Annotated in this window: 20 protein-coding genes and 1 riboswitch; of the genes, 9 read left to right on the top strand and 11 right to left on the bottom strand. The window is 39.5% G+C overall.

What is annotated here, in order from left to right; all coding sequences use genetic code 11:
• Positions 1 to 209: 209 nt before the first annotated feature.
• Positions 210 to 878 (bottom strand): Crp/Fnr family transcriptional regulator, encoded by a 669-nt coding sequence (locus tag NSQ62_RS12440; protein ID WP_341320451.1) that lies wholly within the window; start codon positions 876 to 878, stop codon positions 210 to 212.
• A 256-nt stretch (positions 879 to 1,134) separates the two neighbouring features.
• Here NSQ62_RS12440 and NSQ62_RS12435 point away from each other — a divergent pair, with 256 nt between their 5' ends.
• The 3 genes from NSQ62_RS12435 to NSQ62_RS12425 all read left to right on the top strand — a co-directional run bounded on the left by NSQ62_RS12435 (position 1,135) and on the right by NSQ62_RS12425 (position 4,578).
• Positions 1,135 to 2,100, top strand: coding sequence for a S66 peptidase family protein (locus NSQ62_RS12435; RefSeq protein WP_341320450.1), 966 nt, complete (start codon positions 1,135 to 1,137; stop codon positions 2,098 to 2,100).
• Positions 2,101 to 2,231: 131 nt separating this feature from the next.
• Positions 2,232 to 2,711, top strand: coding sequence for a GNAT family N-acetyltransferase (locus NSQ62_RS12430; protein WP_341320449.1), 480 nt, complete (start codon positions 2,232 to 2,234; stop codon positions 2,709 to 2,711).
• Positions 2,712 to 3,087: 376 nt separating this feature from the next.
• Complete coding sequence (locus NSQ62_RS12425; RefSeq protein WP_341323933.1) at positions 3,088 to 4,578, top strand: acetyl-CoA hydrolase/transferase family protein; 1,491 nt, start codon at positions 3,088 to 3,090, stop codon at positions 4,576 to 4,578.
• 42 nt (positions 4,579 to 4,620) lie between these two features.
• Here the strand turns inward: NSQ62_RS12425 and NSQ62_RS12420 are convergent, their stop codons facing one another.
• Complete coding sequence (locus tag NSQ62_RS12420; RefSeq protein ID WP_341320448.1) at positions 4,621 to 5,532, bottom strand: LysR family transcriptional regulator; 912 nt, start codon at positions 5,530 to 5,532, stop codon at positions 4,621 to 4,623.
• A 78-nt stretch (positions 5,533 to 5,610) separates the two neighbouring features.
• The gene (locus NSQ62_RS12415) at positions 5,611 to 7,017 is read right to left on the bottom strand and encodes an MDR family MFS transporter (protein WP_341320447.1); all 1,407 of its coding nucleotides are present in this window, start codon (positions 7,015 to 7,017) and stop codon (positions 5,611 to 5,613) included.
• A 146-nt stretch (positions 7,018 to 7,163) separates the two neighbouring features.
• Here NSQ62_RS12415 and NSQ62_RS12410 point away from each other — a divergent pair, with 146 nt between their 5' ends.
• Together NSQ62_RS12410 and NSQ62_RS12405 are read left to right on the top strand one after the other, a co-directional pair.
• Positions 7,164 to 7,703 (top strand): TetR/AcrR family transcriptional regulator, encoded by a 540-nt coding sequence (locus NSQ62_RS12410; protein ID WP_341320446.1) that lies wholly within the window; start codon positions 7,164 to 7,166, stop codon positions 7,701 to 7,703.
• Positions 7,704 to 7,967: 264 nt separating this feature from the next.
• Positions 7,968 to 9,233, top strand: coding sequence for an MFS transporter (locus NSQ62_RS12405; RefSeq protein ID WP_341320445.1), 1,266 nt, complete (start codon positions 7,968 to 7,970; stop codon positions 9,231 to 9,233).
• A gap of 81 nt (positions 9,234 to 9,314) precedes the next feature.
• On the opposite strand, the gene NSQ62_RS12400 is transcribed toward NSQ62_RS12405, so the two are convergent.
• Both NSQ62_RS12400 and NSQ62_RS12395 read right to left on the bottom strand, forming a co-directional pair.
• Positions 9,315 to 10,244 (bottom strand): response regulator, encoded by a 930-nt coding sequence (locus tag NSQ62_RS12400; protein WP_341320444.1) that lies wholly within the window; start codon positions 10,242 to 10,244, stop codon positions 9,315 to 9,317.
• Between the two features lie 15 nt (positions 10,245 to 10,259).
• Positions 10,260 to 11,999, bottom strand: coding sequence for a histidine kinase (locus tag NSQ62_RS12395; protein ID WP_341320443.1), 1,740 nt, complete (start codon positions 11,997 to 11,999; stop codon positions 10,260 to 10,262).
• A 125-nt stretch (positions 12,000 to 12,124) separates the two neighbouring features.
• On the opposite strand from NSQ62_RS12395, the gene NSQ62_RS12390 reads away from it, so the two are divergent.
• The 4 genes from NSQ62_RS12390 to NSQ62_RS12375 are packed head-to-tail and all read left to right on the top strand — an operon-like array spanning position 12,125 to position 15,143.
• Positions 12,125 to 13,669 carry a methyl-accepting chemotaxis protein gene (locus tag NSQ62_RS12390; RefSeq protein ID WP_341320442.1) on the top strand — a complete coding sequence of 515 codons (1,545 nt, stop codon included), beginning with the start codon at positions 12,125 to 12,127 and terminating at the stop codon, positions 13,667 to 13,669.
• Positions 13,670 to 13,680: 11 nt separating this feature from the next.
• Positions 13,681 to 14,613, top strand: coding sequence for a VOC family protein (locus tag NSQ62_RS12385; protein ID WP_341320441.1), 933 nt, complete (start codon positions 13,681 to 13,683; stop codon positions 14,611 to 14,613).
• A 10-nt stretch (positions 14,614 to 14,623) separates the two neighbouring features.
• Positions 14,624 to 14,869, top strand: coding sequence for a (4Fe-4S)-binding protein (locus tag NSQ62_RS12380; RefSeq protein ID WP_341320440.1), 246 nt, complete (start codon positions 14,624 to 14,626; stop codon positions 14,867 to 14,869).
• A gap of 1 nt (position 14,870) precedes the next feature.
• Positions 14,871 to 15,143 (top strand): GNAT family N-acetyltransferase, encoded by a 273-nt coding sequence (locus tag NSQ62_RS12375; RefSeq protein WP_341320439.1) that lies wholly within the window; start codon positions 14,871 to 14,873, stop codon positions 15,141 to 15,143.
• Positions 15,144 to 15,211: 68 nt separating this feature from the next.
• On the opposite strand, the gene NSQ62_RS12370 is transcribed toward NSQ62_RS12375, so the two are convergent.
• From NSQ62_RS12370 to NSQ62_RS12345, 6 genes are all read right to left on the bottom strand, one after another.
• Positions 15,212 to 16,114 carry an EamA family transporter gene (locus NSQ62_RS12370; RefSeq protein ID WP_341320438.1) on the bottom strand — a complete coding sequence of 301 codons (903 nt, stop codon included), beginning with the start codon at positions 16,112 to 16,114 and terminating at the stop codon, positions 15,212 to 15,214.
• Between the two features lie 174 nt (positions 16,115 to 16,288).
• Positions 16,289 to 17,251 (bottom strand): class 1b ribonucleoside-diphosphate reductase subunit beta, encoded by a 963-nt coding sequence (gene nrdF / locus NSQ62_RS12365; RefSeq protein WP_341320437.1) that lies wholly within the window; start codon positions 17,249 to 17,251, stop codon positions 16,289 to 16,291.
• The gene (locus tag NSQ62_RS12360) at positions 17,239 to 17,592 is read right to left on the bottom strand and encodes a hypothetical protein (protein WP_341323932.1); all 354 of its coding nucleotides are present in this window, start codon (positions 17,590 to 17,592) and stop codon (positions 17,239 to 17,241) included. Before NSQ62_RS12360 ends, nrdF begins: the two co-directional genes overlap by 13 nt.
• Before the next feature lie 332 nt (positions 17,593 to 17,924).
• Complete coding sequence (locus NSQ62_RS12355) at positions 17,925 to 19,658, bottom strand: ribonucleoside-diphosphate reductase subunit alpha (protein ID WP_341320436.1); 1,734 nt, start codon at positions 19,656 to 19,658, stop codon at positions 17,925 to 17,927.
• A gap of 2 nt (positions 19,659 to 19,660) precedes the next feature.
• Positions 19,661 to 19,984 (bottom strand): class Ib ribonucleoside-diphosphate reductase assembly flavoprotein NrdI, encoded by a 324-nt coding sequence (nrdI, locus tag NSQ62_RS12350; RefSeq protein WP_341320435.1) that lies wholly within the window; start codon positions 19,982 to 19,984, stop codon positions 19,661 to 19,663.
• 35 nt (positions 19,985 to 20,019) lie between these two features.
• The gene (locus NSQ62_RS12345) at positions 20,020 to 20,244 is read right to left on the bottom strand and encodes a glutaredoxin (protein WP_341320434.1); all 225 of its coding nucleotides are present in this window, start codon (positions 20,242 to 20,244) and stop codon (positions 20,020 to 20,022) included.
• A 133-nt stretch (positions 20,245 to 20,377) separates the two neighbouring features.
• Positions 20,378 to 20,561, bottom strand: a riboswitch (cobalamin riboswitch).
• Between the last annotated feature and the right edge of the window lie 327 nt (positions 20,562 to 20,888).

Below are 20,888 nucleotides of genomic sequence, written 5' to 3'. Positions count from 1 at the left end.
TATGAAGCTCGGGTGAACTGAGTTCGGTATTGTACGAGGGCACTGAAAAAGTCCTCCATTTTTAAAAGAGAGCTTCTTGGAACGATTTTTCGTTCCAAGAAGCTCTTTTTCTTCGAGGGCGTTGATTTCCATTCCGGCGGACGCGTTTCGCGGGCACGGCTCCAGCCTTCTCCCTCGCTCCACTCAGTCCGGGTGCTTCTGCTGGGTAATTATTTATATCGTATATTTTCAGAAATTTTTTCTAATCTATTAAAATCTATTATTTTGATGGAATCTTCTAATCTTATAATAATATGTTCGTCAGCCCATTTTTTTAGTATACGATTTACATGCCGATTCGTTGTGCCAATCAAATCTGCCACGTCTTTTATATTTTGAACGATTAAATATTCATCCGGGCTCTTAGCAGAATGAATTGTACATAAATAACCAGCTAGCTTTACATTAACTGAAGATAGAGCATTCACTCGAGAAAGTGTTGTACAAGTTTTTAATTTAAATGAAAGTTCTTTTAAAAGCAATTCTGTAAAGTCAGCTTCAAACTTCAATGTTTGATCGTATAGTTGAATTGGTACAAAGAGAAATGCACATTGCTCAATTGCAAGACAGTTCGATTGAATCAAACATTGCTGAAATATTTCAATGTCTCCTAATATAGAAGGCGCAGTGCAACGTCGTAGCAATAACTCTTTGCCATTACTTTCTGGGCTTGTTACATAATAGGACCCACTTATTAAAAAGTAAAAACCATCCATTTTTTCTCCAACGATTAAAATAGGTTGTTTTTCATGATAGGTACGCATTTGTAGATTGTCTAGAATGTTGTTTGGGAATTTATATTGATAAATTTGTTCGAATAATTCAATAAATTTTGTCATTTCACGGGACACCGGTCCTTTTCAAATATATTCTTCCATAATTATACTTAAATGCAAGGAGTGAAGGAAATGAATATTTGTTTTTGATAGAGGTGGAACAGTTTGTTTTAACGGCAAATCAATCAAGGAAGATGTTCAACCAGCGATTGACCGATTAATAACAGGCTCTTGCGAATATTGTTATTGCGCAAGAAGATGTAGCAACGATGATAGATAAAATAACGACTGAAATAGTCGGTGTAAAGGAGAAAAAATAATGAAAAGTCCAAATAAATTACAAGTAGGGGATGAAATTCGTGTAATCGCCCCAAGCCGAAGTGTAAAAATATTATCAGAAGAAGGAATTGTAAAGGCGCAATCGAACTTAGAAAAGCTAGGCTTTAAAGTTACTTTTGGTAAAAATATAGAGGTATGTGACCTGCAAAATTCTTCATCAATTGAAGAACGAATTGCTGATTTACATGATGCATTTAAAGATCCAAATGTAAAAGGTATATTAACTGTTATTGGTGGCTTTAATAGCAATGAACTGCTCCCTTATCTTGATTATGAACTCATCCAAAATAACCCGAAAATACTTTGCGGTTTTAGCGATGTGACAGCCTTAGCAACGGCAATTTATACAAAATGTGGCTTCATCACGTATTCTGGCCCTCATTTTTCAAGTTTTGATATGGAAGGCTTGCAGGCGTATCAAACAAAATTTTTCCAACAAGCATTAATGAATGACACGCCATTTTTACTTGAAGCCTCAGAACAGTGGAGTGATGATGCTTGGTATATCGATCAAGAAAACCGTATTTATGAAGCCGGTGAATGGAAGGTTTATTCAGAGGGCGAAGCAACGGGGCACTTAATCGGTGGGAATTTATGTACCTTGAATTTATTGCAGGGGACCGAATACATGCCAGATTTACACAATAGCATTTTGTTTGTGGAAGATGACGAGCTAATCGACCCACAGCTATTTGCGAGAGATTTAACATCGTTATTACAGATAGAAGGCAACATAAAAGGGTTATTAATCGGACGTTTCCAAAATGTTTCGAAGGTTACAAAAGAGCAGCTTTATTTTATTTTGGATAAGCATCCTTTACTGCAACAAATCCCTGTTATGTACGATATCGATTTTGGTCATACACAGCCTATTTTGACATTACCGATTGGGGGGAAAGTGCACGTGGATACGAAAAACCGCCAAATTAAATTGCTAGCGTTTTGAAATTAGAGATGAGCTTCAGCGTGTTAGCGGCGATGGTGAGGATGTATTAAATGGTAAGGCCAGAGTGATTGAACTGTCAGGTAAAGACGTCACAGAATAGATAAGTGAAGTAGAGATTAGAGGTGGAAAATATGCAAATAATAGCAATTAATAAAGCGAATCGAGAACAGGTTGTTCAATTTTTTAAAGAGCATTGGGGTAGTGCTCAAATGATTATTTCTACAGGAATCTATGATTGTGGCCAATTAGATGGATTTATTTTCAAAGTAGATAACACGATTTTAGGTTTGCTTACATATGTAGTCCATGAAGATTCAATAGAAGTCATTTCTTTAGATAGTATAAAAGAGGGGCATGGAATTGGTACTAAATTAATGAATGAAGTTGAATTATTCGCCAAACAAATAGGCATAAATAAAATCACACTTATTACAACAAATGATAACCTCAACGCTTTAAAGTTTTATCAGAAGAGAGGTTACCGTATTATGAAAGTAATACAAGATGCTGTTTCTAAAGCTCGTGAGGTAAAACCTTCGATTCCGATAGTAGGTAATGATGGAATCCCGTTGCATGATGAATTAGAATTAGCAAAATTACTGAGTAAATAGTATATGCATCTATTTTGAGGAAAGCATGTGTAATCAAAAGAGTGGTCGCACATGCTTGAATTACTTTTGTTTTAAAGTATCTTAAATTTCACATATTTCGAAGCTTGACAAGAGATGGTGTATGGGTTCAACAGACTTCCTACTTTTACCTAGATTTAGAAGGGAATGATTCCGCTAGTAGTATGGCTTGAATGTTACTGTTCAACATCTATTATAGTTTCAAACTATGATAAGTATAGTTTTTATTGTATTTACTAATGTATTTGTCTTTCTTAAAATGAAGGTAGTCCTTAAGGGAACTTGAGACAACGGACCAACCTTAGAAAAATTCTGTGACTGTATTTTACATTCACCATGGAAGGAATAGAGAAAAATGATGAAACAACGTATTCGTTCAGCATTACTGCAAGATAAAGTCGTAACAGCACAAGAGGCGGCTACGTGGATTAAAGATGGGATGTTAGTAGGGATGAGTGGCTTTACACGAGCAGGAGATGCAAAAGTGGTACCACTTGCTTTAGTCGAAAAAGCGAAAACTGAAAACTTTAAAATTGATGTGTATACAGGGGCTTCACTCGGTCCTGAAGTGGATCAATATATGGCTGAAGCCGGTATCATTCGGAAACGTGCGCCGTATCAAGGTGACCCAGTGATGCGCAATTTAATTAACAAAGGGGAAGTGTTATATGTTGATGCGCACGTTTCCCATAATGCGGAATTGATTCGCACAGGCATCGTTGGACCAATCGATGTAGCAATAATTGAAGCGGTAGCGATTACAGAAGATGGGATGATCATTCCGACGACCTCTGTTGGGAATTCACCCGTCATAGCGCAACATGCAAAAGAAATTATTATTGAATTGAATATAGCACAACCAGCCGAATTAGAAGGCATTCATGATATTTATGTGCCAGGGCCACAAGGAAAACGCGAAGCTATTCCAATGCTACACGCAGGCGAGCGTATCGGTACACCAGGTATCCAAGTAGATGTTTCGAAAATTCGAGGTATTGTATTATCAGAAATTAAAGATGCCCCTTCATTAATAGTGCCACCTGATGAAGAAACGGCCCAAATTGCAGCTCATTTATTAACATTCTTCCGCCAAGAAATCGAAGCAGGTCGCTTAACAAATGAACTGGCTCCACTACAGTCAGGTGTGGGTTCCGTTGCAAACGCCGTCTTAAATGGCTTTTTGCACTCAGAGTTTGAAAATTTAGAAGTATACTCAGAAGTGTTACAAGATGCGGTATTTGAATTAATTGATGCAGGTAAAGTGAAGGTCGCTTCGGGGACATCGATTACGTTAAGCGAAGCATACGGTAAAGAAGTGTACGGCAACTTGAAAAAGTATCAGCAACAGCTTGTATTACGTCCACAAGAAATTTCAAACCATCCGGAAATTATTCGTCGATTAGGCTTAATTTCGATTAATACGGCACTAGAGGTGGATATTTACGGAAACGTTAATTCAACGCATGTGACAGGTACGAAAATGATGAACGGTATTGGTGGATCAGGTGATTTTGCCCGTAACGCGCGTTTAGGGATTTTTGTGACGAAATCCTATGCGAAAGGCGGCGCCATTTCATCAATCGTCCCAATGGTTTCGCATCACGACCATACAGAGCATGATGTAGATGTAATCGTAACAGAGCAAGGAATTGCCGATTTACGTGGATTAGCACCAAAGGAACGTGTTGAGTTAATGATTGAAAACTGTGCACATCCAGAGTATAAGGAGCAATTACGCGATTATTATAACCGTGCAGTAGCAGCAACGAATGGTGCACACACACCACATTTATTAGCCGAAGCACTTTCTTGGCATGTAAAGTTAAATGAAACAAAATCAATGAAATAAGAAATAGAGGAAGTGAGCACATAGTGGCTTACTTCCTCTTTTTTATGGCGTCGTCAGTAAAGATAAATGATATTTCGATAAGGCAGGTTGTAATAAGTCCATAAACGCTCTATAGGCAGGGGTTTGTTGACGTTCTTTTTGAGAAATAAGCAATGTTTCACGCTCTAATAGTGGGTGCAAAATCGTATGTGCTTGTAATGCATGCGGTGCATGTAAATCAAATAATGTTTTGGCAACGATTGTTCCACCAAGTCCTTGCTCTACAAATTGAAAAATCGCTTCAATACTTGACGTTTCAAATTTTGGAACAATCGATAACTGCTCGACCTTCGCTGCTTTGTTCAGGATCCGTCTGCATAAATGGGCGTTTGGGAATAAAACGAGCGGTTCATTGATGATGTCTTGTAGCAGGATGGATTTGCTGACTTCGTTACTTTGTTTTCGTTCAACATAACAAAATTGCTCTGTATATAAAGGGGTTTCTTCATACTGTTGTTCATATTGGTCATTGTGTAAAGTAAATGTGAAGCCAAAGTCGATTGAATTATTCCGGATGAGCTCGTACATATCTTCCCCTGATGTAATGAACACTTGGATATGCGGATACTTGTGCATAAATTGTAGCGCGATATCCGACACAATATTCGTTAGCTCGCCGGGAAGAGCACCAATGCGAAGTGTGCCTTTTTCTAAGCTGTCGAGTTGTTGCAACTGAATTTTTGTTGAATCAAGTGTTTGGAACATTTTTCGTGCTTGTGGTAAAAGAATTTGTCCTGCTTCTGTTAATGATATTTTTTTCCCGATGCGATGAAACAAAGGTGTACCCAGTTCTTGTTCTAAAACTTTAATTTGCTGACTAAGTGTCGGCTGTGCAATCAGCAGTCGATCTGCCGCTTTCGTAAATTGCATTTCTTCACAAAGAATAATAAAGTACTCTAACTGTCTTAATTCCATAAGTAACGCCTTTCTGATTTATAGATAGAAACTATAAAAAATAGTGATTTTATTATAGTTTAATATAAATCGGGAAGACTATTCAACGGATGAATTTGACTTTTCTACTTTATTTGGCACGAATAAGGCAATGATAATCGAAAGGATGGCAAGTCCTAGCATCCAAATGTACGTGTTCCCAGCGGCAGTGGCAAAACCGTCGTTTGCCGTGATGTCGACATGGCTCAACTGCATTGTATAGATTGTAATAATAACCGCTGTGCCAATCGCGCCTGCAAGTTGACGAACGGTGTTATTTACGGCGGAGCCATGTGATGCAAGCTCCCGTGGCAGGGCATTTAAAGCAGCTGTATTAAGCGGCATTGTAATAAAGGTTAAGCCGACACGTAAAACAATCGTACGAATGATTAAATATGGAACGGACATTGTTGTGGATAAATCAATAACGAGCAGCATCGAAAGGGCAATGAGTGCAGTCCCGATTAAAAACAGGGGCTTAGCACCAAAGCGGTCGAATAATTTACCAGTCACAGGTGATAAAAAAGCATTAATAATCGCAGCAGGTAGTAAAATTAATCCCGCTTCAAAGGCATTAAAACCGCGCCCATCTTGTAAATAAATCGGCAGTAAAATCAGATCTGCGTACATTAAAATCGTAATTGTAATATTAATAATGCTGGTCATTGTAAACATTTTGTAGCTAAATACCCGCAAATTAAGTAACGGCTGCGCGGATGCTAGCATGCGACGACTAAAGAGCGCAATGCTCACGATTCCGACAATGATTGACGTCAACACGAGCCAGTCGCCCCAACCACGACTCCCAGCACTACTAAAGCCGTATAATACCGCCCCGAAGCCGATTGTTGAATACAGTACACTCGTTAAATCGAGCGATAGTTTTGAGCCCTCTTCAATATTGATCATGTATTTTAGTGCCAATACAATTATCGCAGCTGAAATGGGAATCATCATGATGAAGAGGTAGCGCCAAGAAAGGTATTCAAGGATAAAGCCACCGACAGTAGGGGCAATGGCAGGGGCGAAGATAATCGCAAAACCCATTTTCCCCATAATCGCCCCTCGTTGTTCAGCTGGATATAAATAAACAATTACCGTCATCATCAGCGGTAAAATAATCCCAGCCCCCGCAGCTTGGATCATACGTCCAGCAAGTAGCATGCCGAAGTTTTGTGCGCAGGCGGCAAGGACAGAACCGATGAATAAAAATACCATCGAGCTCATGAATATTTGGCGTGTTGAAAAGCGTTTCATTAAATAGGCGGTAATTGGTACAAGCACTCCGTTTACGAGCATAAAGCCCGTTGCGAGCCATTGAATCGTTACTGGTGTGACCTGAAAAATTTGCATGAGCTCACTTAACGCAACATTTAATAAAGTCTGATTTAACGTGGAAAAGAAGCAGCCAACAATTAAAATCAGTACGAGCAACTTTTTAGTTTTAGGTGATAGTTCGTTTTGCATAAAGACTCCTTAGCGTTTATATTATAGACATTGTGTCTAAAAAGTATCATAGCAATTGAATGTATCGATTGACCATGAACAATCGTAGACAAAGTGTGTTGTAGTAGACAAATATTCAAAAACTGTCGATAAAAATTAGGGGGAACATGATGCAATACGGAGATCCACGCGTGTTACGCACACAGCAACTATTAAAAGAGGCGTTATTAGAATTGTTATTAGAGGGCAATCAACTACATCAATTATCCGTACAAAAAGTGACCAAGCATGCAAAGCTGAATCGTACGACGTTTTATTTACATTACAAGGATCTTGAGGATTTACAAGTGCAGATGACGCAGGAAATCTTACAGCAGCTTACCGTGAAAATTAATGCACTCATGCACGAAAAAAATAGCTCGCGCCAAGAGCAGGTCGTGGATTTACTGCATTACTTGCAGGAACGTTGGTCGATTATTATAGCTCTTACGCAACAAGACGCGGTTGAACGTCATTTATTTGATTTATTTAAGGAGTTAATTACGGTTCGTAGACGTAATCCGATGAAGCCAAAGCGCGATTTTTATGTGGAAAGCGATGTGAAAACCGCATCGATTATTGGGGTCATTATGTGGTGGCTCCAGCATGAAAATGACTTAACGGCACAAGTGATCGCTGGTCAAATTGAATTGATGAACAAGCGGTAACGCGCGGACTAGATTGCATGACCTCTTTTGAAGCGCAATTGCCTTTAATTTGGTTCCTTTCCTAACAGATTACCGTTGATTTAAAGTAGCGTAGTAGAACGGATTACATTAAAACGTGCCCATTTATATGTATTATCACTTTTTCATCCCCAACTTACGGAGATGAACCTTTTATTTACTAATAATCGACATTTCTATTGAGATTTTAATACGAAAGACGTATATTTAGGAAGTCGAAATAAAAATAGAAGGTGAGTGTGTCTATTGAAGACGTGGCTTCTAGAATGGGTCAAAAATTTTAAGTCGTTCAATCGCAATATTAAATTGTTTATATTCGCCAACCTATTTTTACAAATGGGTATGGGGATTTTTAGTATAATGTACAACTTATATATACGTGAGCTGGGTCTGCCGGAAACTGTGAACGGGAGCGTTATTTCTATTACTGCATTAGCAACGGCTTTTATGCTGATTCCAGCGGGGATTATAAGCGATAAGCTTGGACGAAAGTGGATTATGATTACGGGTGCTAGTTTGACCTGCTTGATGCTTTTTGGCAGAAGTTTTGTTACTGCTGAACAGCCGATGTTGCTATTTGCTTTTGCAACAGGGATCGTCTGGGCGTTAATACAAGTATCAGGTGTCCCGTTTTTAGCGGAAAATTCAAATCCAAAAGAGCGCATGCATTTATTTAGTTTGCATTTTGCACTCGTCACAATCGCCAATGTAGTCGGAAGTTTACTCGGTGGTGTCATTGCCGATTTAATGCAGCTGCTATTCTTTATGGATGAAGCACATAGTATTCGTGTAGCGCTACTCGTTGGTGCTGCTTTATTTATGATGGGTTTACCAGCGCTATTTAAACTGAAACCTATTAAAAAGGTAGAGGTCGTGAAGCAACAATCGATTGAACCGAAAGCCAATGAAAAAAATGCAAGTAGAGGCTTTAATTTTAAAATGATGGCGCTTTTTGCGATTGCCAATTTACTTATTGGTAGCGGCTCTGGCCTTGTCATTCCGTATTTGAATTTATATTTTGCTAATCGATTTGAGGCGAGTAATTCGTATATCGGCTTTATATTGGCACTTGGCTCTGCCATGACGGCTGTTGCAATGATGATTGGGCCGATGCTTGTCAAACGTGTCGGTAAAGTGCGTGCACTCGTTATTTTCCAATTTGCCTCAATCCCATTTTTATTTTTAACGGCATTTACAGGCTCCTTATTTTTTGCCTCACTTGGCTTTTTAATGCGTCAAGCACTGATGAATGCTGGCAATCCGATTACGAGTGCCATTGCGATGGATGTTGTGCACGACAAATATAAAGGACTCGCCAATTCAATCAACCAAACGGTATTTAATTTGGGGTGGGCAGTGATGGGGATTCCGGCAGCTTGGTTTGTCACAACATACGGTTCGTATTGGGGTTATGTGTATACGTTTTCCATTACAGGTGCGCTCTACTTGATTGGTTCAACGTATTTTTATATTGTGTTTGGCCGGAAATTTGCGTTAAAAAATGAACAATAAAAGGGTCTGCTTCGGTATATTTTACCGAGCAGACCCTTATTTAAAACATATATTTAAAATCAGCTTTCAGAGAGAGGGGCATTAATCGTCATAAAGTGTTTGATAGTCTTTCAATAAACCTTCGTGAATAATCGGATCTGTTGTTTGATAGTGAGTTAACAAATTATCAAGTAATTTTTGGTGCTTAATCGTGTACTGCTCGCGGTATAAGGTAATCCACGCATAGTCCTTGTCATAAAAAAGTGGGCCGCGTAAAGAAATGTAGTTTGCTAGCTCAAGCGTTTCTTTTGATGCGCTATCTTCAAGATTATGCTGATTAAATGCCAGAAGATCAATTTGAACCGAGTCACCGATTTCTAATTTATAGCCTTCATTTAGATTGACCACGCTTATCGGGAAGTCAAATTCTTTTAAGGTTTTATTTAATAAATAGACCGAGTTGTAAATGTTATTGATGCCTTTGTTTGGCCAGATATCCTCGGCGATGCGCCATTTATTCAGGATACATCCAGAATGCACGAGCAAATAAGCAAATAATTCTTCTACTTTTCGAGTAGGCCACTTAATCACTTGCGCGGCTGCTGAAACGTTAAAGCTACCAAAGCATTGGATGCTATACGCTTTTTCCACAGGTGCGTTGAACTGTTTAAGCATTGTGTTGCGTTTCAAAATTTTAGGGCTAATGCTTTCTATACTTTCGGGTGTGATTGGTTTCAGTAAATATTCACTTGCCTCAAGCTTCAACGCTTCTAACGCATATTGTTCGTAGGCCGTTGTGAAAACGAGCTGATAGCGGTCACTTTTTAAACGTGTCGCCAGCTCTATCCCGTTCATTTTCGGCATTTCGATATCTAAAAAAATAACGTCTGGTGCAAGCTGAGGGATTTCCTGCAAGGCCATTTCTGGATTATGGAATGCGCCGATGACCTCATAATGCGCGTTATTTTTCAAAAAATATACGAGTAAATCGAGTAAATTTTGTTCATCTTCCACGACGACTGCTTTTAACATAAGGGCCCTCCGTTCTTACGATTGAATTGGTATTTTCAGTACAATTGTTGTTCCTTCATGTAACGCAGAGTGCAAGTCAAATTGGCTGTTGTCAATATACTGTAAGCGTTGAATGACGTTTAATACGCCAATCCCTTGCTGTTCTTGCGTGCCTTCTAAAATCGTGGCGACCGTTTCGGGAGTCATCCCAACGCCGTCATCTTTAATCGTTATGATTAATTCATGGGGCTGCTGTTTAGTCTTTACAGAGACAATCCCCGTGCCCTCCTTGTTAAAGAGTCCATGGCGAATCGCATTTTCAACGAAAGGTTGAATGGAAAGGGCAGGGATCGTTAACGACTTGCTCATTGGATCAACCTCGAGTGTGTAGTGAATTTTATCGGGGAAACGAGCCTTTTCGATTTCGACATAGGCATCTATCAATGTTAATTCCTTTTCCAACGAAATCCAATCATTTTGCGTGTTATTTTCAAAAATCAAGCGTAAATAGGTGCTGAATTTTCCTAAAAGATGCGCAGCTTTTAAATTATCGGTATAGCAGAGCGCCATAATATTACTGAGTGCATTATAAATAAAATGCGGTTTAATTTGGGCATTGAAAAAGGAAATTTTCGATTGAATGGCCTCTTTTTTCGAGCGTTCGAGCTCTGAGACTAATTGATTTTGATAGAGCATTAAGTACAGACAAATCGAAATAGCAAAAATGATGAGCAGCAAGTTCGATTGGAAATCCGTTCCCCATACATTATAGTAAATCCGCAAAATTAAATAGAGCAATAGATAAAATAGCGTGTTCAATAATAAAATATTCTTCAACTTAAACTGTTTGTTCTTGGCGAAATAAATGATCAACTTGAGCAAATGTAAAAAGAGGATGCCGATCAAACAACCCCAAATAATAATTTCCAAAGGACGGTATATCTCGAGCGGTGCGATCAAAATCAGGAACAGTACGAGTACAATGATGCTTAAAAAGCGAGAGATTTTTACTTTCGATAAAACAACCTGATTTATCGCTGCAACAATAAAATATAACGGGACAGCAGCAAGTATGCCAGCAATCGTTTTCAATTTGACTAAGCTATCCGAGAAGTTTAAGAACACTGCGACAATCCCTTCGTTTGAGAGAAGTAGCGAGCCACTAACTAATAGGAAGTAGATGCCAATTTGAAGATGCAGGATTTTATGCTCCTTTGAGAAATATAAAGTGATCGAGTAGACGCCTAAGATTGTTAAGCTAATGAGCGTCAGGAGCATGATGATGAGATTTTTTATGAAAAACCCTTGCATCGTATCTGTCTGTCCGAAAATGGGCGTTTGTAAAAAGGCGATCCGGTCATTTATCGGTGTGATCACCAGCTTCAAATCAACAGATGATCGATCTACATAAAAATGCGTGAGTTTTTCCTGAGCCTGCCTCGAGCCTGCTTTGATGAGCTGTCCATTGACCCAAAGTTCAAAGGGCTGATGAATCCCAGCTAACTTTACACTGTAAATCTGTTGTGCTTTTGGTACCTGTAGCTTGAGCGAAAAGGTAGTGACTTTGTTTGTATGTACCGTAAATGGCGTAGCCTCAACGAGTTGAATGCGCGTGCCCACATCGTAGGTCCAGCCATGATTTAATTGAACAAGTGCATCTTCTTCGTTCGGTAAATGCACGACACCATCTTGTAGTGGGGCAGGCGTAAATTGTTTTTGATACTCATAAGAGAAGGTCAAAATCAAAAAAAGCGGCAGTAACGTACTAAAAATCATAAAAATTTTTGCGCGGATGGCGATAGCCCCCTCTCATTTGAGAAATTTGTGAGATGTCCTAGGTAAAATAGGTCAATAGCTTAATAGAACGTTTCAAATTATAACGAAAGAAATTGAGGTTTACCATGATTGAGAAAAAAATGTTACAAAATAAATTATTATTGATTTTTTCGACAGTGCTAAGTGACGTAGCGCTTATTGTATTTGTGATGCATCAGTATTTTGGATTTTTAGAAGGTCGCATTATTATGGAAAATGGGCAAGTGATGACCTATCAGACTAAAACTATTGTCATCGGCTTACTTGTTACGCTTTTCCTACTCGTGATCGTGGGCTGGACTATGTATAAAAAGTATCCTTCCGATCAACGCTTACCGTGGCTGATTATGCTGACGCTAACCCTCTCAAGTATAACCATCATCGCATCTGGGAGTGGTTTAATAGAATATCACTTTTCAATTTTTGTGGTGATGTCGTTAATCACGATGTTTCATAGCAAACGGTTAATTTTTGTAGCGGCGTCTATATTTACGGTTCACCATTTAGGTGGGTATTTTTTATTCCCAGAACTGCTTTGTGGAACGAGTGGGTATAGCTTCAGTCTTGTCTTAATTCATGCGTTCTTTTTAATTTTGATTACAGTTGCTACTGCCGTGATTATTCAGCATATGCAAGAATCAGACCGCGCTCACGCTAAGCTTGAACAGGAAAGCAATGAAAAAATAAACGCATTGCTACAAGAGGTGCAAAGCGTGAGTCAAGCTGTGAGACGTGGTGCAGAAGATTTAGGTAAAAAAAATACGCTTGTGACATCTTCGAGCTATGAGACTCAAGATACGTTAACCGCTACAAAAGGGCAAATTGACAAAACGACGAATTTAGTGATTCAAACAGCTGCTAATGGTGGGGAACTTGAACAACAAATGCTTGATATTCAGTCAATCACCAATCATATTACCAAACAGGCAACTGATGCAACGACACATGCACTTGATGGCTCGGTTTCTATCAATAAAATCGCGACGCAGCAAGAGGTTGTTGAATCATCCTTACAAAATTTACGTAGTTTAGTAGATGATTTTTATGACGATTCAAAGGAAATTTCAAAGCAGGTAATCGAAATTGAACGGATTTCTGATCAAACGAAATTACTGGCATTGAACGCTTCGATTGAAGCAGCGCGTGCAGGTGATCACGGAAAGGGCTTTAGTGTGGTGGCAAATGAGGTTCAAAAGCTCGCGCATAGCTCGAAAGATTCAACGAGCCATATTTTAACGTTAATTCACACGATGTATACGAAAGTCGAGCACATTCAAGAAAGCATGGTAGCGAGCGTTGAAGAAGTAGCGAAAGGCAAGCAGATTGTTGAAGAGACAGAGCAAACCTTTTCACAAATTGTCACGAGCTCAAAATCAATGGAACACGAAACCTATGATATTTCAAAAATTATTGATGCGACTGTCACAACGGTTAAAAATGTTAATGAAACATTCCAAACAGTCCTTCAATCGAATGAGCTTTTACTGAAACTGTCTGATGCTTCGATCGAGACATCGGGTGAACAAATTCGAAATATCGATGATTTACAGCACGTAACGAATGGCTTAAATAGCGTCGTTGAAAAGTTAAATCAACTCGTATTATATGAAGAATTTACTGATTTACAATAGAAGGAGTTACTATGAAAATGACACATCATCACATTTCAATGATTACAAAAGATTTAAAAGCAAATTTCCATTTTTATCATGATATTCTTGGATTACGATTGGTAAATAAAACCGTCAATCAGGATTCTACCGATATGTACCACTTGTTTTACGGAGATTATACGGGCGCTCCGGGGACAGAGTTGACATTCTTTGAAATTCCATTGGCAGGCAGAACAATTCGGGGTACAAATGCGATTACGCGAATGGGTTTACTCGTACCAAGCTATGACAGCTTAGTGTATTGGCAACAACGACTTCAGGAATTAAACGTGACGCATGAGCCGATTACGAAGTACGCTGGCTATGATGTACTGGCGTTTGAAGATTCGGAAGGGTTACGCATGCTGCTCATCAATCATAATGGGCAAACGGTACCGGAAAAATGGACGTATTGGCCAAACAGCCCGGTCGAAGAAGCTCACCGTATTTTAGGTTTAGGTCCGATTGAGCTAACGGTACAATTTCCACAAAAGACGATCCAAGTGTTACAGGATGTGTTTTCTTATACGGTGATCGCTGAGGCAGAGGGTGTCTACCGTTTACAAAGTGAGCAGGTGGCTTATAGTGAATTTATTGTCGTGACGCAGGATGGGCCAAGTGAAAAGCCTGGGCGCGGTAGTATTCATCATATTGCGGTGCGAGCTGGTACAAAAGAGAATTTAGTGGCACTCAATGATCAACTAAAGGCGTTAGGCTACATGACGACGAATGTTGTGGACAGGCACTATTTTGAGAGTGTATACTTCCGTGATGGGAATAATCTATTATTTGAAATTGCAACAGATGAACCAGGATTCGCGCATGTGGCTCACGTTGATGAACTTGGTGCAACATTACATTTACCGGCTGCACTTGAGCATAAGCGAAGTGAAATAGAAAGCAAATTAAAACCGTTACAATAGGGGGAACACGATGATGACAGATCAACAATTAAAAGAAAACGGCTACCGAAGCTATCCAGGTACAGCGATTGACGTGTATTACAATATCGAGCTATGTGCACACGCAGGCAAGTGTGTGAAAGGGAGTTTAGAAGTATTTAATCCGAAGCGTAAGCCGTGGATTCTTCCAGATGCTGAAGCAGCAAATAGGGTTGCAGAAATTATCGATACTTGCCCAGCAAAAGCATTACAATACATTTTAAAGGAGCAAAAATAAGATGGACGTAAAAGTAAAAGAACTAATCGTAACAGCGGTACAAGATGGTATAGAGTTAGGCGAAATGACATTTGTCGATTCAGGAAGCTTCTATATTATTGATCATACAGGTGTCACAGATGCTGCAAGAGGGCTAGGGGTAGGTAAAAAGCTAGTCGCGGCCTTTGTCGAACATGCACGTGAAAAAGCCATGAAGGTGTTACCACTATGTCCATTCGCGAAAGCAGAATTCGAAAAAAATAGTGCTTATGCCGATGTGTTGTACGGCAACTAATGGTTGAAAACGAAGAAGCGACGGTCCAATTTAACGGACTGTCGCTTCTTTTTTACATGGAGCATTACTTACAATTCGTCTGCAATCCCTAAAATCGCGATACCAAGCAGTACTAAAACTACAACCGCATACTGTGCTTTTGTTAAGCGTTCCTTTAAGAAAATACGTGATAGAAGAACTGAGAAAATCGAGTAGCAGGCAATAATCGGCGCAGAAATCACGGCATTACTAGCCATGGCAAACACGTATGTAAATTGACCAGCTGTTTCGAAAATCGCTGCACTCCCACGCGTATATTCTTTAAACGGATTAATGCTTTGCTTTTTCATTTTTAAGAAAATGAAAACAAGGATCGCAACGAAGAAGAATGTAAATTCATATGCCAGTAATGCATGGTCTTCTGAAATCAATGCTTTTTCATCTAAGTAAATGGCATCTAAGAATGTACCCGCACCATCAAAGATTGCATATAAGATTGGGAATAAAATCGCTAAGAAACCAATTTTATACTTTCGGTCAACGGTTTCAGTTTTAGAAAGTTCCTCTAAATCATATTTACGTTCTAAAACGGCTAATAAGATGACCCCAACAGTAATCGCTGCAATACCAACGACTTCTAATCCAGATAGGCTATAAGAGAAGAAGACAACGAGTAAAATGGTTGTAATAACACCCGAACTATTTTGAATCGGTGACGCAACAGATAAGGCAATATAGCGTAAACCAATATATCCGATGGTCATCGAAATAATATAAAGTGCAGATACAGGTAAATATTTGATAAGCTCCGAAATTTCAAGAGACAAATCATTGATGAGCATATAGCTAATTCCGTGAATCCCCATGACAAGACCAACCATCACTACAATTTTCAAATGACTGTATTGATCTTGTGGATTCGATCCTTTTTTATAAAAAAGATCGGCTAGACCCCATGCTAGGGCCGTTAAAATGGCAAAAATAAACCACACAATGTTTTCCTCCAATAACTTTAAGTGTTCCGAACAACTATACTATAGGAATTTTAAGTAGATAGCTATAAAATATTCAAAAATGAAAAGAAAACGAACGCATTTCCGTGTCACACAGAGAGTGCGCTATTTAATGGAAAAACGGCTGCCCATCAAATGGACAGCCATTTCTCTTTAAAATTTAAACGTATCGTCTGTAATTGGCTCTACTTTTGCGATGGCATAAGTCGCACCTTTTTGGCTAAAGAAATCATAATTGGAGCCGGTGTTTGTGATGCCGTTCATTACGACCGGGTTCACTTCTTCTTCCGGGAACATCGTCTCGAAGCCTAGGTTCATTAGTGCTTTATTGGCATTATAGCGCACGTATTTTTTTACTTCAGGGGATAGACCGGTTTCAGCATACAGGTCCTCTGTGTATTTCATTTCATTTTGATAAAGATCAAGTAAAAATTCATAGCCCCACAATGTGAGCTCTTGCTTTTTGTCTTCAGAAAACGATTTGAAGATGTTTTGCGCGAAAAAGCCGACTGCTACGCCGTGAATACTTTCGTCACGCAATATTAATGAAATCACTTCCGCAGAATTCCTTAAAGTTCCTTGTCCGCCTAAATAGAGCGGATAAAAGAAGCCGGAATAGAACAGGAAGCTTTCTAGCATAACCGACGCATACATCGCTTTCCATAAGCTTTCTGGATCATCTTCTTGGATGGCTTTATATACATCGCCAATCCGATTTGCTTTATATTGAAGGAACTCGTTTTTTTGCACCCATTCAAAAATTTCATCAATTTCGGTGTTCGTGCAAAGGGTCGTAAAAATGTACGAATACGATTTGGCATGAATGGCTTCGAATGCACCAAATACCGTTAAAACCGCTTTTTCCTGTAGGTCGGGCGTGAATTTCGCGATTTCGTTCATGCCGATGTTTGTTTGCACCGTATCGAGCAGGGTTAAGCCACCAAATACTTTTTTATATGTATCCTGATGCTCGAATTCCTTCCATTGCTTGACGTCTTTACTTACCGCGATTTCCTCGGGAAACCAAATTTGTTTCCACTGTTGATCCCAGAAAATTCGGGCTAAATCACTTGTTGGCTTGTTCCAGTTGACTGCCGTATATATTAAATTTGACATGCGACACACTCCTCGATTGTCAGTAGGCGTTGACGAACGTAATAGATGGATTTAATGCCTTTCATCCATGCATAAATATAAATTTTCGCAAGCTGCTCGGTTGTCCATTGATCGGTTACATACAGCGTCATCGAAATCCCTTGATCGACGTGCTGCTGCGCGGCTGCATATAAATCGATGAGCTCGTATGGATTTACGTCATAGGCTTCTGTATAAAGCTCTTTGTTGTCGTTTGTTAAAAATGGCATCGGGTAAATCGTGCGAGAATCTGCATAGTCACGTACCTCCACGCGTTCAGTGACGGGGGAGATGGATGCTGTGCAGGAACGGATGTAAGAAATACTGCCTGTCCTTGATACCCTCGGTTTCCCGATATTTAGTAGGGGAGTAGACTATCCAATATAGGTAAGGGGTTTCCTTACCTACCAAGTATTATAGTCGTTGAACCTTCACCATTTGACAGGTGCTTGGCTGCTGATTCCCGATTGTTTCGACACGTAGGACATCTATCTCAAGACGCTTTTTTTCACCCTATGTCATCCAAAAATTTTTTTCTGCTTTCGCCACGTTCACGCATATTGTTTCCAATGACGTTGTCGTATTTTTGGCTTTACGGATTCCCAGCAATTTCACTTGTTTTGACACTGTTTTACAACAATGAAAGCCCTAGCATTTAAGGCGCGATCGCTAATCGGTAGCTATGAAATAATCCATATTTCTTCACGTCATTCTTTAACTGAACCCACATATCTTGCGTAATAATCGGCACGTTGTTTAGAGCATCTCTAACAATTGCAGAGTGTATGTTCTTGTTTTTACTCAAATACTTTTCAAAATAAACGCCAGTCGCGTAATCGCTATCCTCATATTGATAAAACGTTTCTTTTTTTGCTTTCGCTGTTTCCATAGAAGCCTTTAACGAATAGTAATTCAGTGCTTCCATAAAGGCATCAATAAATTGGATAGATTCCTTTGAGCCGTAGCGAATGCCACTCTGTACTAAATGCCCGTGTAAATTCATGACACCAAGCCCTACCGAGTGCATCACTTTGTTGGCCTTCGAAACAGAAGGAACATTAATAATATCCGTCATCGTCGAAACATTTGTTAATAGGCGCATTGCTGTAGCAACGAGCTTTTCAAAGTTTTCGACTTTTGTTGCTTCGTGAATATCGATTGAGCCTAAATTACATGACACATCCAGGCCATATTCGTTTGGCTCGTTTTGATCCGTAATGATGCTTGTTTGTTGATACTGAAGGATTTCGGTGCATAAATTCGACATTTTCACACGCCCGATATTTTTCAATGCGTGATTATTATTGACGTTATCATCTAAAATTTCAAAAGGATAGCCCGATTCAAACTGTGCTTTTTTCACCTCGGTATAGAGTTTACGCGCGTTGATGCGTTTTAGTTTGCGGATATTCGGATTATCCAATAGCTCGTAATACATTTCAGTCATCGAAATTTCTGACATGCGCTTGCCGTATTCTTTATAAATATCGTAGGAGCTAAACAGCACAATGTCTTTGTCACGTTTCATTAATTCAAAGAAAATGTCCGGGACGATAATGCCGGTTGATAGGGTAGCTAAACGGATTTTGTCATCGGCGTTAGGCTTTTTTGATGAAATAAAGCTCTCGATATCACCGTGGAAAATGTTTAAGTACACAACTCCTGAACCGTTACGCTGCCCTAATTGATTACTATAGCTAAAAGAGTTTTCTAATAGCTTTGCAACGGGCATGACCCCACTTGCACGGTTTAAAATGCCTTTAATCGGATCACCAAGTGGACGCAAATCGGTTAAATTGACCCCAACACCACCACCTAAACGAGATAGCTCTAAGCAGTAGCCAATATTTTCGGCAATCGAATTCATCGAGTCATCCATCGTTAATTTAAAGCACGAAACTAATTCACCACGTGCTTTTTTTCCACTATTTAAAGCAGTTGGGGTAGCCGGTTGATAAGCAGTTAGAATCGCATCAATCGCCTCCTCAGCTAACGCTTCATCACCTTGTGCAAGATAGAGTGCAATAATAACAATGCGGTCCTCATATTTTTCTAATATTTCTTTTCCGTCGCGACTTTTCATTGCATAGCTATCATAAAACTTCGATGCGCTCATGAATGAAGGGAAGCGGAATTTATACGCATACGCCTTTTTGTACATGCGCTTAATGAACTCCATTGAGTAAAGTTCTAAAAATTCTTTTTCATAATAGCCTTCGTCGACTAAGTAGCGTACCTTTTCCTCAATATCGATAAAGTAACGTAGTCGCACGTTAATTTCCTCTAAAAAATAGCGGCGTGTCGCGTCCTTATCTTTTTGTAAATCGAGTTCACCGGTTGCGCGGTAGCGGTTTAATATATCATTATTTAGTGTTAAATACTGTTTCATCCTCATGCCTCTTTCCAAGTGGAGTAGTAAAATTGCTGGATTGTTTCGTAATCGGACATCGTTCCTCGTAAATCAAGCTTTGCGATGAGGGGAACGTTGTAATAGCCAGCAAGGAGATCACCCGCGCGCCCAAACATCGCATGACCGAAGTTGCGGTTGCCACTGACGATAATGCCTTTACAACGTTTGTGATGCTGCTGCATGAAATTCTCTACAGCTAGTGGCACCGAGCCGAGCCCGTCCGTATATGTAAACAGGATAAACGGCTCGCTTATTGCCGATGCCAGTTCAATCGCGATTGCTGGTAGTTTGAGCTTTGCAATCACGCTTCGAACATTTCCGGTGCGGCTTGCATAAACAATCACGCGCTTAGTGTGGCAATGCGGTCCATGATTACATGTGTGTCTGCTAGCCATTCGCCGTTTACTTCTAACACAGGCACCGCCATAAATCCGGCATCCATTACAGCTTGTTTGGCATTTTCGTCATGATCGATGTTTACTACTTCCACCTGTAAGTTGGCTGCTTCTAGCTCTGATTTTACCCACAGGCATTTTGGACAAATTGTTTTCGTGTACAGTTTCATAATAGAATCCCTCGCTAAACATGAATTTACATTGTGCCGTACAGAGCAACAAAAAAAGCTATCCAGGTGAATGGATAGCTTGAAATGGAAACAAAAATAGAGATTCGTCTCCATTTCCTGTTCCCCGAAGAAATGTACGTAAATTTAGCGTGGCAGGTCTCCTGGCTTTGCGTCATCCTTTAAGACACCTTCCCATGCATACGCACAGTGGTTATTGTCTTTTCAGTCAGCATTTACAGTTGCGGGGACAGCGTTGGTTTTGCACCAAACTTCCCTTTTAAACTACATTTAGTAGTACCGCGTTAAATCAACACAATATATAGTTATAGGTATGAGTATACGTGTTCGTATATGAAAAGTAAAGGGAGATTTTAAAGTCGGATAATTAAAGTGGTTTGACATGTGGGCAATTGTAGTGATTTATGTTTATAAAAGTGGTCTTGAATGTACAAAAATAAACGCAAAAGGTTATAGGATCCTGATTTATTCAGAGCTAACAAACATTTTCATAAGTTTTTATCAATGTCTTCGATTTTTAGGCAGACGTACGGGTTCAAATTTTAAAAGGACTTTAGTTGAAGGAAAGCTGTTGTACCCGAAACTTGATAATAATTTAAAGTGTAAGTAATGACCAGATTTTACGA

The sequence above is a fragment of the Solibacillus sp. FSL H8-0523 genome, assembly GCF_038051985.1.
In the GTDB taxonomy this organism is placed as follows: Bacteria; Bacillota; Bacilli; order Bacillales_A; family Planococcaceae; genus Solibacillus.
Note: the sequence above shows the minus strand (reverse complement) of the source record. Positions and strands in the feature narration are given on the sequence as shown.

Bases quoted from the DNA above. Each gene is read 5' to 3' on its own strand.
- NSQ62_RS12400 (WP_341320444.1), bottom strand. From the start codon at position 10,244: ATGTTAAAAGCAGTCGTCGTGGAAGATGAACAAAATTTACTCGATTTA.
- NSQ62_RS12375 (WP_341320439.1), top strand. From the start codon at position 14,871: ATGGACGTAAAAGTAAAAGAACTAATCGTAACAGCGGTACAAGATGGT.
- NSQ62_RS12395 (WP_341320443.1), bottom strand. From the start codon at position 11,999: ATGATTTTTAGTACGTTACTGCCGCTTTTTTTGATTTTGACCTTCTCT.
- nrdF (WP_341320437.1), bottom strand. From the start codon at position 17,251: ATGTCAAATTTAATATATACGGCAGTCAACTGGAACAAGCCAACAAGT.
- NSQ62_RS12355 (WP_341320436.1), bottom strand. From the start codon at position 19,658: ATGAAACAGTATTTAACACTAAATAATGATATATTAAACCGCTACCGC.
- NSQ62_RS12410 (WP_341320446.1), top strand. From the start codon at position 7,164: ATGATGCAATACGGAGATCCACGCGTGTTACGCACACAGCAACTATTA.
- NSQ62_RS12380 (WP_341320440.1), top strand. From the start codon at position 14,624: ATGATGACAGATCAACAATTAAAAGAAAACGGCTACCGAAGCTATCCA.
- NSQ62_RS12440 (WP_341320451.1), bottom strand. From the start codon at position 878: ATGACAAAATTTATTGAATTATTCGAACAAATTTATCAATATAAATTC.
- NSQ62_RS12420 (WP_341320448.1), bottom strand. From the start codon at position 5,532: ATGGAATTAAGACAGTTAGAGTACTTTATTATTCTTTGTGAAGAAATG.
- NSQ62_RS12415 (WP_341320447.1), bottom strand. From the start codon at position 7,017: ATGCAAAACGAACTATCACCTAAAACTAAAAAGTTGCTCGTACTGATT.
- NSQ62_RS12385 (WP_341320441.1), top strand. From the start codon at position 13,681: ATGAAAATGACACATCATCACATTTCAATGATTACAAAAGATTTAAAA.
- NSQ62_RS12390 (WP_341320442.1), top strand. From the start codon at position 12,125: ATGATTGAGAAAAAAATGTTACAAAATAAATTATTATTGATTTTTTCG.
- NSQ62_RS12430 (WP_341320449.1), top strand. From the start codon at position 2,232: ATGCAAATAATAGCAATTAATAAAGCGAATCGAGAACAGGTTGTTCAA.
- NSQ62_RS12425 (WP_341323933.1), top strand. From the start codon at position 3,088: ATGAAACAACGTATTCGTTCAGCATTACTGCAAGATAAAGTCGTAACA.
- NSQ62_RS12345 (WP_341320434.1), bottom strand. From the start codon at position 20,244: ATGAAACTGTACACGAAAACAATTTGTCCAAAATGCCTGTGGGTAAAA.
- NSQ62_RS12435 (WP_341320450.1), top strand. From the start codon at position 1,135: ATGAAAAGTCCAAATAAATTACAAGTAGGGGATGAAATTCGTGTAATC.